This window comes from Paraburkholderia sp. BR10141, from assembly GCF_056155635.1.
This window is the reverse complement of sequence record NZ_JBMIQH010000020.1, coordinates 158608-170947: the sequence shown is the minus strand read 5'-3', so window position 1 is coordinate 170947 and position 12340 is coordinate 158608. Positions and strand designations below refer to the sequence as shown.

Genomic DNA, 12340 nt, shown 5'->3' with positions numbered 1-12340 from the left:
TCGCTGTGCATCGGCGGCGGCATGGGCGTGGCGCTCGCGCTCGAGCGCGCTTGATTCCAGCTTGATCCCGCTTTCAAGGCGGGAAGCCGGGTAGCAACCAGGCAGCAAGCGGCTCGTCGCGCGAGAAGCAGCGGCGAGCCGCCAGTAGCAGCAACCACGCGCAATACTAGAAATTGATCAGAAGCCGCGCGGCATTCGCCTGTCTTTTTCCTGGGTGGAAGGATGAAGCCGGGCAACGGTGTATGTGGCGCCTGCACGCGTAGCGCGTAACGCCACGGTTTTAATGACGCTCAACTCTCGCGGATATATAGGATGACTAATCGTATTGCATTGGTGACAGGTGGCATGGGCGGCCTTGGCGAGGCCATCAGCGTGAAACTGCACGACGCGGGTTATCGCGTCGTGGTGACGCACTCGCCCGATAACGCAGGCGCGAAGGACTGGCTGGCGCGCATGAAGGAGACCGACCGCGAATTCCACGCCTACGGCATGGACGTCGCGGACTATGATTCGTGCCAGCGCGGCGCGCAGAAGATCCAGAGCGAGATCGGCCCTGTCGATATTCTCGTGAACAACGCGGGCATCACGCGCGACATGACCTTCCGCAAGCTCGACAAGGTCAATTGGGACGCCGTGCTGCGCACGAATCTCGACTCGATCTTCAATATTTCGAAGCCGCTGTGCGACAGCATGGTCGAGCGCGCCTGGGGCCGCATCATCAACATTTCGTCGGTGAACGGTTCGAAGGGTTCGGTCGGCCAGACCAACTACGCCGCGGCGAAGGCCGGCATGCACGGCTTCACGAAGTCGCTCGCGCTGGAAGTGGCCCGCAAGGGCGTGACCGTGAACACCATTTCGCCGGGCTACCTCGCCACGAAGATGGTGACCGCCATTCCTCAGGACATTCTCGACTCGAAGATTCTGCCGCAGATCCCGATGGGCCGCCTCGGCAACCCCGGTGAAGTCGCGGCGCTCGTGCTGTTCCTGTGTTCGGACGAAGCGGGCTTCGTGACGGGCGCAAATATTCCTATCAACGGCGGACAGCATATGCAATAAAGCTATGCTAAACATGTATCTTGCATGAATGATGTCAGGCGACTTTCGCCTGGGCGATGCGCGATGCATGCGGCAGCGGTAATCCATACCGACCGCCGCATTGCAAGGCACGTGTAAAGCGTGCCCTGCAATGCGGCGGTTTTGCATGGTGCCGCCGGTTTGCGGGGCACGAACGCAGTGAAGCGTGCCGCTATAATTGGCCACCCCACGCGTGACCGGAGACCGGCCTTTGTCGAGCATTGCGAAACTGCTGTCCATCCTCGAACTCTTTTCCGAGGCGCGGCCTTTTCTTTCCGCCGAACAGGTGGCGGCCGAACTGCAATGCTCGGTGCCGACCGCTTACCGCTATCTGCGCGAACTCGTCGATACGGGCATGCTGCTGCGCTTCGTGGGCGGCGAATACGGCCTCGGCCCGCGCATCATCACGCTCGACTACCATTTGCGCATTTCCGATCCGCTGTTGAAAGCGGGGCAGCCGATCATGCGCGAGCTGGCGGAGCAATCGGGCTTCGACGCCGTCATGTCGCGCTGGTACGGCAACGAGCTCGTCGATACGCACCGCGAATCGCACGACGCCGCATTCGACCTGCGCTACGGACGTGGCCGTCCGCGTCCGCTCTTTCTTGGCGCCGCGCCCAAGGCGATCCTTTCGACCTTTCCCAAGGCGAAACTCGCCGCGTTGTTCGAGCAGTACCCCGAAGACATCGCGGCCAGCGGACTCGGCGGCTCGCTCGAAGAATTCCGCGCGAGCCTGCTCAAGATCCGCCGCGCGGGCTTCTATCTCTCGAAGGGCGAACTCGAAGCGGGCATGTCCGCCGTCGCTTCGCCGCTGTTCACCGACGCATCGGGCGAAGCCGTGGCCGCGCTTGCGCTCGTCGTGCCCGAGCAGCGCCTCGCGTTCTTCAACCTCGAGCGCGTGGTCGAGGCCGTGAAGGAAGCCGCCGCGCGCATTTCCACGCGCGTGCGTGCACTGATCGAGTCATAAGACGGCGCGGCGTCACGCTACGCCCATACGCGCCGCCATCTCCCGCTCCCACACCGCGCGCGGCCGGAAGCCCGGCAACGTGCTCGCATGGCGCTCGACCTCGGCGAGCAACGCGTCGTCGGGCAGCGTAAAGTCCACGGCGACACGCATGGGCTGATCCACGTACCACGGCGTGTCGATGAAGATCTCCAGCCGGTTGCCCTCCGGGTCGCGCGCGTAGAACGAGATCGCATTGCCGTGCGTGACCGGAACGATCTCCTCCATCCCTTCCTCCACAAAGCGCCGGTGAAAGTGCTTGAGCGTGGCGAGGCTGTCCGCCTCCAGCGAAATCTGGTTGATCGGATTGAACGCCAACCGCTCGGGCCTGCCGCTCGCCAGCACGATCTGGTGATGCACACGGGGATCGCGGCTGAGAAAGACGAGGCTGACGGTGCCGCGCGGCGAGGGCAGCGTGCCGCGGTCCGTGACCGTGAATTCGAGCACCCGCGTATAGAAGTCTTCGACCTTCGCCATGTCGCTCACGTAAAAACCCATGTGGCTGAGCGTGAGGCCGGTTCGTCTGGTGGTTGGTTCGGTGTTCGGCAGAGTCATGCTGTCTCCAGTGATAGTGATAAACCCTGATGCAAATCACGTTGTACTGTGCGTTTTACGTAGTGTATTCTCAAAATACGATAAACGCACAAGAAATACGCGCCCCCCATTTCCACCGAATACCCTCTTTCTCATTGGAGCATCATGAAACTCGCCAGCTTTTCCACCCATGAAGGTTCGTCGTTCGGCGTCGTGCGCGACGGCGCGGTGTACGACCTCAAGAAGCGCCTGGGCGGCCGCTATGCCGACCTCAAGTCGTTGATCGCCGCCGGTGCATTCGCCGAAGCGGAACGGGCCGCGAACGAAGGCCAGGGCGACTATCCGCTCGCCGAAGTCACGCTCGAGCCCGTCATTGCGAATCCGCAGCAGATCTTCTGTGTGGGCCTGAACTACGCGGAGCACGTGAAGGAGACCAACCGCGAGACCACCGAGCAGCCCGTGATCTTCATGCGGCTGCCGGCTTCGCAGGTGGGCGCCGGCGAGCCCATGCTGCGTCCGCGCGAGTCCACGCAGTTCGACTATGAAGGCGAGATCGCCGTGATCATCGGCGAGGGCGGCCGGCGTATCGCCGAGGCCGACGCGTGGCGTCATATCGCGGGCTACAGCTGCTACAACGACGGCTCGGTGCGCGACTGGCAGCGCCACACGGGCCAATGGGGACCGGGCAAGAACTTCTACCGCACGGGTGCGTTCGGCCCGTGGATGGTCACGAGCGACGAGATCGAGCCGAACGCGCTGATGACGCTGGTTACGCGTCTGAACGGCCAGGAAGTGCAGCGCGCGACCACGCAGATGCTGATTCACGGCATTGCGAAGCAGATCGCGTATCTCTCCACCTTCACGCCGCTCTTCCCCGGCGATGTGATCGTGACCGGCACGCCCGGCGGCGTGGGCGCGAAGCGCAATCCGCCGCTTTTCATGAAGCATGGCGACGTGGTGGAAGTCGAGGTGGATCGCATCGGCACACTCAGGAACCCCGTCGCGGACGAAGCGTAAGCCGCAGGACGCCGCCCGCGCGATGCGGGCGGCGCAGTCATCCACGTAGTTTTCACTCAGTTAGCCACGGATCAGGTGAATGGGATGAAGGATGTCGTAGACAATTCGGTATGCAAATCAAATTCGGAGCCAGACTATGACGTCGCGATTATCGGCTTCGGGCCGACCGGCGCGACGCTCGCTAATCTGCTCACGCTGCGCGGCCTGAAAGTCGTGGTGTTCGAGCGCGACAAGGACGTGTTCCAGCTGCCGCGCGCCGTGCACTTCGACGGCGAATGCATGCGCGTGTTTCAGGCGGCGGGAATCGCGCAGACACTGCTGCCCAATTTGTTCGTCGGCCCCGGCATGAAGTTCCTGAATGCGCGCGGCGAGCTGATGATCGACTGGACCCGGCCCGGCGGCATCGGCCCGCAAGGCTGGTGCGCAAGCTACAAATTCCATCAGCCGGATCTCGAACGGGCGTTGCGTGCGCAACTATCCGCGCGCGGCGGCGCCGACGTGCACCTGCGTCACGAAGTGTTCGCGCTCGACGAATGCGACGACCACGTGCGCATCCGTTTCGAAGATATGGCGCAAGGGCGCCTTGCCCACACCACGGCGCGCTACGTGGTGGGTTGCGACGGCGCGCGCTCGACCGTGCGCCGCTTCATCGGCACTGAGCTGGCCGACCTGAAATCACATGAGCGCTGGGTCGTGGTGGACGTGCTGCTGGAGGGCGAGCGCGCCGATCTCGGCGACTACTCGATCCAGTACTGCGACCCCGCGCGGCCGACCACATACACGCGTGGGCCGCACAACCGCCGCCGCTGGGAAATCATGGTGATGCCGGGCGACGACGAGCGCCGCATCGGCACGCCGCAATGGATCTGGGAGCGGCTCGCGCGTTGGATCACGCCGGCGCACGCGCAACTCGAACGCTCGGCGATCTACACGTTCCATTCGGTGATCGCGCAGGGCTGGCGGCGCGGCAGGCTGCTGATCGCGGGCGACGCCGCGCATCAGACGCCGCCGTTCATGGGGCAGGGCATGGCCGCGGGCATACGCGACGCCTCGAACCTCGCATGGAAGCTCGCCGACGTGATCGACGGCGCGCTGCCCGACGCGCTGCTCGACACCTACGAGAGCGAGCGCGAGCCGCACGTGCGCACGTTCATCGAAACGGCGGTGCAGCTAGGCGGCGTGATCCAGGCCACCGACAGCGACGCCGTTGCCGCGCGCGACCGCGAGATGACGGCGGCGATTCGCGAATTTCGCACGCCCCAGCCGCGTCTGGGTCCGGGCTGGCACGCCGGTGCGGCGGGCGGCGATATCGGGCCGCAACCCGTGTTCGAAGACGGCTCGCGCCTCGACGACGCCGTCGGTTATCGCTTCGCGCTGATCGTCGACGAAGCGCTTGCGCAACACGCGCAGAGCGCGCTGACGAACGCAGCCCAACGTGAGCGCGTGGCGATCGTGCCGGCCACGCGGGAGCCGCTGCGCGCCTGGCTCGCGGACACCGGCGTGCGCGCCGTGCTGCTGCGGCCCGACCGCTACGTCTGCGGCGTCGCGCACGCCGCGAGCGACGTGGAAGCGCTGCTCGCACGTGCAGGCGTTGCGTGCGCGCTGCAGCGACGCGAGGCCGCTTGACCCAAGGCCCGGGCAGTCCGCAATGCAACGCGGCTGCCCGGGCCGATGATTTTGAAGAAGTGGCGCAGGACGAAGATCCGCTAGCAGAAACACAAGCGCCGCCAGGTCCATCAACAAGGAGAGCATATGGAGACGACACCCTCCCTGCCAGCGTCGCACGCCGCGCCGCCTGGCCTGACCCGCGCCCAATGGAAGATGATCCTCATTGCGAGTCTGGGCGGCTCGCTGGAATTCTATGATTTCGTGATTTACGGCTTTTTCGCGCATTCGATCGCCGCGCAATTCTTCCCGGCGAGCGACCCGCTCGTGAGCATGCTGCTCACGTTTTCGGTGCTCGCGATCGGCTATATCATCCGGCCGCTCGGCGGCATCGTGCTCAGCAGCCTGGGCGACCGCATCGGGCGGCGGCCCGTGTTCGTGGGCTCGATCGTCGTCGTGACGCTCGCGACGATCTGCATCGGCCTGTTGCCCAATTACGCGCATTGGGGCGTTGCCGCGCCCGTTGCGCTGATCGGCCTGCGCGTGCTGCAAGGCTTTTGCGTGGGCGGCGAGATGCCCGGCGCGATCACCTACGCGGTGGAAGCGGCGCCGCGCCGCGCGGGCCTCGCGGCCGGCGTGATCGTCTGCGCGATCAATACGGGCGTGATGCTCGCGACGATCGTCAATCTCGTCGTGCAGTCTGCGCTCACCCCCGCCGACGCCGCGAGCTACGGCTGGCGCATTGCGTTCCTCGTGGGCGGCCTGTGCGGGATCGTTTCGTATCTGCTGCGACGCAATCTCGACGAGTCGCCCGAATTCCGGCAAATGCAGGGCGCCGTGGTGAAGCAGCCGTTTCGCGAAACGCTGCGCCACCATCGCGGCGCGGTGGTGGGCGGCGCGCTTTCGATTGCGGTGATGGCGGGCTTCAACGGCGTGCTCTACGGCCACATGCCCGCGTATCTGATCGAAACGTTGAAATACGCGCCGCGTGAGGCCGCGCTCGCCCAGAATGCGTACTTGCTCGTGAGTTCGGTGGGGCTGCTCGCGGCGGCCTGGGCTGGCGACTTCGTGCCGCGCCGGTACTTGCTGCGTGTGTCTTGCGTGCTGCTCGCCGCGCTCGCCTGGCCGTTCTATACGGCGCTCGCGGCGCACAGCGTGAACGTGGTCGTCCTGTTCGTGTTCGCCGCGCTGGTGTTCTCGCTCGCAAGCGGCACGTGGGCCGCGGTTCTCGCCGACCTCTTTCCGGTGCAGGTGCGCTTTAGCGGCATCGCACTCGCCTACAACGTTTCGGTGGTCGTGTTCAGCGGGTTTGCTCCGTTGCTCTGCGCGGCGTTCGTGCGCATGAGCGGGTCGCCGGCCGCGCCAGCGTGGTACGTGATCGGCTCGGCGCTGGTCGCGCTGCTGGCGAACCTCGGGCTGCACGCTTCGTCGCGCTCGCGGGTCGAGCGCCCGGCGGCAGCCGCAGGTTAGGCGTGCGCGTGGCTCAAAGAAAGCCTTCGGGCGTTTCGAACTCGGAATCGTCGACGTCGATTTCGATCGAGCACGCGCCCTCGGTGGCGGGCAGCACCTGCCGTGCGTCGAAGCGTTCGCGCACGCGCTCGCGAATGCGCTGCTGGACCATGCGCCGGCGCGCCGTGTCCATCTCGGCGTAACGGTCGAGTTGCGCGCGCGAGAAGCGAAGCGTGGCGGCGCAGCGCGCGTCGAGCGTGGTGTCGCGGTGCGAGTCCACGACCCAGGAAAGCTGGATAACCATCGTCTCGCCCTCGTCGATGAGGCTGACCGCCGGCCGCTTGGGCGATTCGAAAATACTTGCGACAGCGATCTGGATCTCCTCCAGACGCTGGTCGAAATCGAAGGTGTTCATAGGGGCTCCCGTCTCGATGGCCGTTTTTGCGCGCGCTTTTGCGTGCGCTTTCGCGTGACTTCACAGCGCGCATCGGGCGTTCCAGCCGTGCCTGGGCACGGCCGATGCGCTACGCGGCAAGCGGCAGGCGAAGGCGCGCATCGGATCGAGCGCAGGCGAATGGCACGACGCGTGCGCGCTCGGTCAGGAACTTCCACTCATCGAAGCCTGCAAGGAGAGAGCCATGTCTATGATCGTTGCGAGCCGCTTCACGACCCTGCACGAAGCGGAAGTGGCCGTCGACAAGCTGCATTCGAACGGCTTTGTCGGCGAGGATGTCGCCTCGTTCTTCGTGAACCCGAGCGGCCAGCACGCGCGCTTTCCGGTGGGCGGCGACGAGTTCGTCGACCCGGGCGCGCGCGGCACGTCGCTGGGCGCGGCGACGGGGGCTGCGGGAGGCGCGGTGATCGGGCTCGTGCTCGGCGTGCTGATCTCGTACGTCGTATTCCACTCGCTGGTGGTGCTGGCGGTGGCCGCCGGCGTCGGCGCCTATGTGGGCACGCTCGCGGGCGCGCTATGGCAGACGAGGGGTGGCGGCAAGGCGCGCCAGCCCGACGTCGGCCACGAGCCCGACGGCACGCCGAAGGCCCGCGAGTCCGGCGTGCTGGTGGCCGTGCATGTGAGCTCCGGCACCCAGCACAGGGCGGCGCAGGTACTGAGCGCGGCGGGCGGCGTGGAGATCGAGCGCGCCGACGGACGTTGGCAGCAAGGTCATTGGGCCGACTTCGACCCCACCCGCAGCGTCGAGCCGCTGCGCGAATGAGCGGCGGCGCGTTGCGCCGACAAGGAGGCAATCATGAAGCATCACGAGACGCCGGACGACGACGGTACGAACGTCAAGAGCCCGCAGCACGAAGGCAGCGAGCCGCTCGCGCGGCGTCATCCGCACGAGCCGCGCTCGGTGGGCCGCCAGGGGCATAGCGACGTGGAGAGCGGCCAGGAGGACACGGACCGCCGGGGCGGCGATGCGTACCAGGAGCGCACGCAGAACGACGAGCCCGTGAACCGCAATTCGCGCGAGGGGCGGCGCTGAGCTCGTTCATGCCATACGGCCGCCCCTGAGTGCTGGCGTTTTACTTCGGCGAAACGTCGATGTCGCCGAAGTATTTGTGCGCGAGCGAGGTGACTGTGCCGTCGGACTCGAGCTTTGCAATGGCCGCGTTCAGGCGCTCGCGCAAGGCTGTATCGCCCTTGCGGATGCCGAACGCCACGCCGCTGCCGAGAATCTTGTCGTCGCGTACGGCTTCGCCCACGAACGCGAAACCCTTTCCTTCGGGTTGCGAAAGAAAGCCCTTCTGGCCCGCTGGCGCGAGCACGAGCGTTGCATCGAGACGCCCCGCGCCGAGATCCGCGTAAATCTGGTTCTGGTCCTGATAGGGCACGACGCTCACGCCGGCCGGCTCCCAGTGCACCTTGGCATAGGTTTCCTGAATCGACGATTGCAGCACGCCGACGCGTTTGCCCTTGAGCGACGCGGCAGTCGCGACAAGCCCGCTGTCACTGCGCGCGATCAGGCGGCTCGGCACGCGATAGATCACCGTGGTGAAGTCGATGGCCTCGCGGCGCTTTTCGGTGGCGTTCATCGCCGAGTTGATGGCGTCGAACTTGCGGCCCTGAAGCGCGGGAATCAGGCCGTCGAACGAGGTTTCGACCCATTTGCAGGTCATGCCCGCCTTGGCGCACACGGCATTGCCGATGTCGATGTCAAAGCCTTGCAGCGTGCCGTCCGCGGCTTTGGCTTCGAACGGCGGATACTGCGCCTCGACGCCGAAGCGCAACAGGTTCGTATCGGCGAATGCCGATGCGGGGCCGAGTATGCCGCACATGCATGCCAGCGCGAGGAGCGCGTTGAGTCGCTTCATGGTGATCTCCTTGCCGATCAGGTTCGTTGTGTTTCGAATGGAGTGCGCTAGATCGCGCAAAGGCGGCGTGCGCCTTCGAGCAATGTTTCGTCATCCTTGGCGAAGCTCAGGCGGATGACGCCTTCGTCGGTGCCGTCGGTGTAGAACGCCGAGAGCGGAATCGTCGCCACGCGGGCGTCGCGGATGAGTCGCAGCACGAAGTCGCTGTCGCGCTCGTCGGAGAAAGACCGGAAGCGCGCGAGCATGAAAAAGCTGCCTTCGCTCGGCAGCAGTTCGAAGCGCGAGGCTGCCAGCGCGCGCGCGAGCAGGTCGCGCTTGTGCTGGTAGAAGGCCGCGAGTCCCAGATAGGTCTTCGGCTCGGCAAGCGCCTGCGCGAACGCATACTGCATGGGCGTGTCGGCGGAAAAGACCATGAACTGGTGGACCTTGCGGATCTCGTCCATCAGTTCGGCGGGGGCAAGGCAATAGCCCACGCGCCAGCCCGTGACGTGATAAGACTTGCCGAACGACGAAACGATCACGCTGCGCTCGGCCAGCTCGCGATAGCGAGCCATGCTCCGGTGCGGCGCGCCGTCGAAGACCACGTGCTCGTACACCTCGTCGGAGAGAATCACGATGTCGGTATTGCGCGTGAGCGCCGTGAGCCGCGCGATGTCGTCCTCGCCGAAGATCGTGGCCGTGGGATTGTGCGGCGTGTTCACGATGATCATGCGCGTGCGCGGCGTGATGGCCGCGCTCACTGCGTCCCAGTCCACGCGGAAATGCGGCTGCGCGAGCTTGATCGCCACGGGCAGCGCGCCCTGCAGGCGCACGATGGGCGCATAGCTGTCGAACGCGGGCTCGAAGTAGATGACCTCGTCGCCGGGATGCACGAGCGCACTGATCGTCGAGTACAGGCCTTCGCTCGCGCTCGCGAGCACGGTCACCTCGCTCGACGGCTCGTAGTGTGCGCCATGGAGTGTCTCGAACTTCGCGGCGAGCGCTTCGCGCAAGTCGGCCAGGCCCACCATCGGCGCGTACTGGTTGTGGCCCGCGCGCATGGCGGCGGCCACGTCATCCACGAGTTTCGCGCTCGGGTCGAAATTCGGTGCGCCTTGCGAGAGGTTCAGCGCCTGATGCTCGGCGGCAAGCTGGCCAATTACCGTGAAAATCGTCGTGCCTACATCGGGCAGCTTCGAGCGGGCCTGCGCGGCGCTCTGCATGGTCGGTCTCCCTTCGGGCGGCGCGCGGCCGCATGGTGTGTCAAATGCGAGGTTGCCGGAAGATCGGGCCTTGCGCGGAGCGCCCCATTACGCCGAAAGAGCAGCCCGCATGCAATCGATTAATTCTCATGGCCACCATGCGCCGCCCTCATGGCGCGCTACGGCGTCGAGCGGTCCCGGCCCATCCAGTCGCTGAACAGCTGCACCTTGTTCTGCTGGGCCACACATTCGGGGTACACGAAATAGTAGCGCGAGCCCGTGGGTACGGCGAGGTCGAAGGGCATGACGAGGCGGCGTGTTTCGACATCCTCGCGGACGAGCGTGCGATCGGTGATGGCGACGCCGAACCCCTGCATGGCGGCAGTGGCCGCGAGATCGAGCGATTCGAACGTGGGACCGAGATCGGCATCGACTTTCTTCGCGCCCGCGCGCGCGAGCCACAGGCGCCAGTCAGCGTGGTCGCGCGTGGGGTGCAGCAGGGTCTGGTGCGCGAGGTCGTCGGGCTTGACGAGCGGGCGGCGCGAGAGCACCTCGGGCGTGCAGACGGGCGTGAGGTATTCGTCGAAGAGCGGCACCGCATGCACGTCGGCGCCGGGCGACGAACCGTAGATGATCGCCGCGTCGAACGGCTCGGCCTGAAAGTCGACTTCGTGCCCCCAGGTGGTCGTGATCTGGATCTGCAGGTCGGGGTGCTCGTTCTGGAAGCGCATGATGCGCGGCAGCATCCAGCGCATCACGCAGGTCGGGACCTTGAGCGCAAGCTCGGTGCGCTGGCGCGTGAGGCGCTGCGAGGCTTCTTCGATACGCCCGAAGCCGTCGCGCACGGCCGGCAGCAGTTGCTCGCCTTCGGCGGTGAGCGTGAGACCTTTGGACGAGCGGCGAAAGAGCGGCAGGCCGTAGTACTGCTCGAGCGCGAGGATCTGCCGGCTGACTGCGCCCTGTGTGAGGCAAAGGTGCTCGGCCGCGCGCGTAAAGCTGCCGTAGCGGGCGACCGTTTCGAAAATCTGCAGGGCGTTGAGCGGGGGAAGGCGTCTCATGGCGGTCGTTGGGCGGCCGGGCGAGTGCGCGCAGCCGGCGGGAATCGAGCCGCTATGATACGACGGCCGCCCGCTTCAATCGTCTGCGCCGTCTGCGCTCTGTGCCTGGCTCGCCGCGCGTGCCGTGTCGATCGTGGCACGTGCGCCGAACAAAGCGCGTATGCCGGGCCCGGAGAGGAACATGGCCTCGGCGTTGTGGCCCGCACCCCGCACCTCGAACCACGTATGGCGCAACTGCGGGTGCCGCGCGCGCAGGTAGGCGTAATAGGTTAGGGCTCGCGCGAGCCGGTGAGGCCCCTGCGCGCTGGCCGCGCACGAGCGGTCGAGCGCCGCGTGCGCGGGGTCGCAATCGCGCTCGCCTGCCAGATAAATCACTTCCCGCCCGACGTAGCGGCGCTCGAGCGTCGCGGCATCGTGCGTGGCAGCCGCATAGCGCGGGAGCTTGCACATGCCGTACTTCCAGTCGTCGACGTCGGGACATGCGGTGCGATCCGCAGGGGCGAAGCTGCCATCCGGTTGCGGTCGCAACGAATCAAAATACACCCAGGAAGAGGGATTCGCGATCACGAAGCGCAGCGGCACGCCGCGTTGGGCGCATTGCTCGGGCGCGGCGCTCAGGATGGCATAGCGATGCGCGACCTGGGCGCCGCCCGAGTGAAGCTGCCATAGAACATCTTGCGGCCGGGCGGCGCGTACTCGGTGAGCATCGAGGCGGCGGTGGCGAACTCGCCGCCCACCGACAGCCCTTGCAGGATGCGCGCGAGCAGCACGATGAGCGGCGCGGCGATGCCGATCGATGCATAGTCGGGCATGTACGCCGATTTCGTGCGCGCCTGCGAAGCCCATGGCGTGCAGTTGCGCGTGGTCGACGAGGTGCCGCGCATGGTCACCGCGATCAACCTCGTGGCGCGTGACGCTCGTGCCGGCCTCCATGCGGCGCTACCAGCAGGAGAGCGTGCGTTACTGCCGCGTGGCCGGGGACGAGGCGTTTCGCGCGCCGCTGCATCTCGTGACGAAGCCCGCCGTGCACAATCCGCCGGTGGAGGGTTCCGCGAAACCGTGTTCGCGTTTGCGGAGCGCTCGCGCGAGGACCGCTGAGGCTT

The 12340-nt window shown here is 66.0% G+C and carries 14 protein-coding genes and 1 pseudogene; 8 read left to right on the top strand and 7 right to left on the bottom strand.

Features of this window, described 5'->3' with window-relative positions; genetic code table 11:
• The first annotated feature begins 312 nt into the window (after positions 1–312).
• Both phbB and ACOJB8_RS25900 read left to right on the top strand, forming a co-directional pair.
• Positions 313–1056 carry an acetoacetyl-CoA reductase gene (phbB, locus tag ACOJB8_RS25905; protein WP_342924554.1) on the top strand — a complete coding sequence of 248 codons (744 nt, stop codon included), beginning with the start codon at positions 313–315 and terminating at the stop codon, positions 1054–1056.
• Positions 1057–1285: 229 nt separating this feature from the next.
• Positions 1286–2041 carry an IclR family transcriptional regulator gene (locus tag ACOJB8_RS25900; protein WP_342948737.1) on the top strand — a complete coding sequence of 252 codons (756 nt, stop codon included), beginning with the start codon at positions 1286–1288 and terminating at the stop codon, positions 2039–2041.
• A gap of 12 nt (positions 2042–2053) precedes the next feature.
• Here the strand turns inward: ACOJB8_RS25900 and ACOJB8_RS25895 are convergent, their stop codons facing one another.
• A complete protein-coding gene (locus tag ACOJB8_RS25895; protein ID WP_069266704.1) occupies positions 2054–2632 on the bottom strand; it encodes a VOC family protein in 579 nt (192 codons plus the stop codon).
• Positions 2633–2776: 144 nt separating this feature from the next.
• Between ACOJB8_RS25895 and ACOJB8_RS25890 the strand changes: the two genes are divergently transcribed.
• From ACOJB8_RS25890 to ACOJB8_RS25880, 3 genes are all read left to right on the top strand, one after another.
• Positions 2777–3628: a fumarylacetoacetate hydrolase family protein gene (locus ACOJB8_RS25890; protein WP_069266703.1), complete on the top strand. Its 852-nt coding sequence runs from the start codon at positions 2777–2779 to the stop codon at positions 3626–3628.
• A gap of 84 nt (positions 3629–3712) precedes the next feature.
• The gene (mhpA, locus tag ACOJB8_RS25885; protein WP_342948739.1) at positions 3713–5254 is read left to right on the top strand and encodes a bifunctional 3-(3-hydroxy-phenyl)propionate/3-hydroxycinnamic acid hydroxylase MhpA; all 1542 of its coding nucleotides are present in this window, start codon (positions 3713–3715) and stop codon (positions 5252–5254) included.
• Positions 5255–5380: 126 nt separating this feature from the next.
• Positions 5381–6703, top strand: coding sequence for an MFS transporter (locus tag ACOJB8_RS25880; protein WP_342948740.1), 1323 nt, complete (start codon positions 5381–5383; stop codon positions 6701–6703).
• Positions 6704–6716: 13 nt separating this feature from the next.
• On the opposite strand, the gene ACOJB8_RS25875 is transcribed toward ACOJB8_RS25880, so the two are convergent.
• Positions 6717–7097: a DUF3022 domain-containing protein gene (locus ACOJB8_RS25875; RefSeq protein ID WP_342948741.1), complete on the bottom strand. Its 381-nt coding sequence runs from the start codon at positions 7095–7097 to the stop codon at positions 6717–6719.
• Between the two features lie 223 nt (positions 7098–7320).
• On the opposite strand from ACOJB8_RS25875, the gene ACOJB8_RS25870 reads away from it, so the two are divergent.
• Together ACOJB8_RS25870 and ACOJB8_RS25865 are read left to right on the top strand one after the other, a co-directional pair.
• Positions 7321–7899 (top strand): hypothetical protein, encoded by a 579-nt coding sequence (locus tag ACOJB8_RS25870; RefSeq protein ID WP_342948742.1) that lies wholly within the window; start codon positions 7321–7323, stop codon positions 7897–7899.
• Between the two features lie 33 nt (positions 7900–7932).
• Positions 7933–8169: a hypothetical protein gene (locus tag ACOJB8_RS25865; RefSeq protein WP_342948743.1), complete on the top strand. Its 237-nt coding sequence runs from the start codon at positions 7933–7935 to the stop codon at positions 8167–8169.
• A gap of 40 nt (positions 8170–8209) precedes the next feature.
• Here the strand turns inward: ACOJB8_RS25865 and ACOJB8_RS25860 are convergent, their stop codons facing one another.
• From ACOJB8_RS25860 to ACOJB8_RS25840, 5 genes and pseudogenes are all read right to left on the bottom strand, one after another.
• A complete protein-coding gene (locus ACOJB8_RS25860) occupies positions 8210–8998 on the bottom strand; it encodes an ABC transporter substrate-binding protein (RefSeq protein WP_342948744.1) in 789 nt (262 codons plus the stop codon).
• Between the two features lie 47 nt (positions 8999–9045).
• The gene (locus ACOJB8_RS25855; RefSeq protein WP_342948745.1) at positions 9046–10200 is read right to left on the bottom strand and encodes a methionine aminotransferase; all 1155 of its coding nucleotides are present in this window, start codon (positions 10198–10200) and stop codon (positions 9046–9048) included.
• 158 nt (positions 10201–10358) lie between these two features.
• Positions 10359–11237, bottom strand: coding sequence for a LysR substrate-binding domain-containing protein (locus ACOJB8_RS25850; protein ID WP_069266696.1), 879 nt, complete (start codon positions 11235–11237; stop codon positions 10359–10361).
• Between the two features lie 75 nt (positions 11238–11312).
• Positions 11313–11687: a hypothetical protein gene (locus ACOJB8_RS25845; RefSeq protein ID WP_342948746.1), complete on the bottom strand. Its 375-nt coding sequence runs from the start codon at positions 11685–11687 to the stop codon at positions 11313–11315.
• A gap of 206 nt (positions 11688–11893) precedes the next feature.
• Positions 11894–12046: pseudogene (locus tag ACOJB8_RS25840) on the bottom strand (MFS transporter); the annotation flags it as partial.
• 1 nt (position 12047) lies between these two features.
• Between ACOJB8_RS25840 and ACOJB8_RS25835 the strand changes: the two are divergent.
• On the top strand, positions 12048–12335 hold the full coding sequence (locus tag ACOJB8_RS25835) for a hypothetical protein (protein ID WP_428995997.1): 288 nt from the start codon (positions 12048–12050) through the stop codon (positions 12333–12335).
• The last annotated feature ends 5 nt before the right edge of the window (positions 12336–12340 follow it).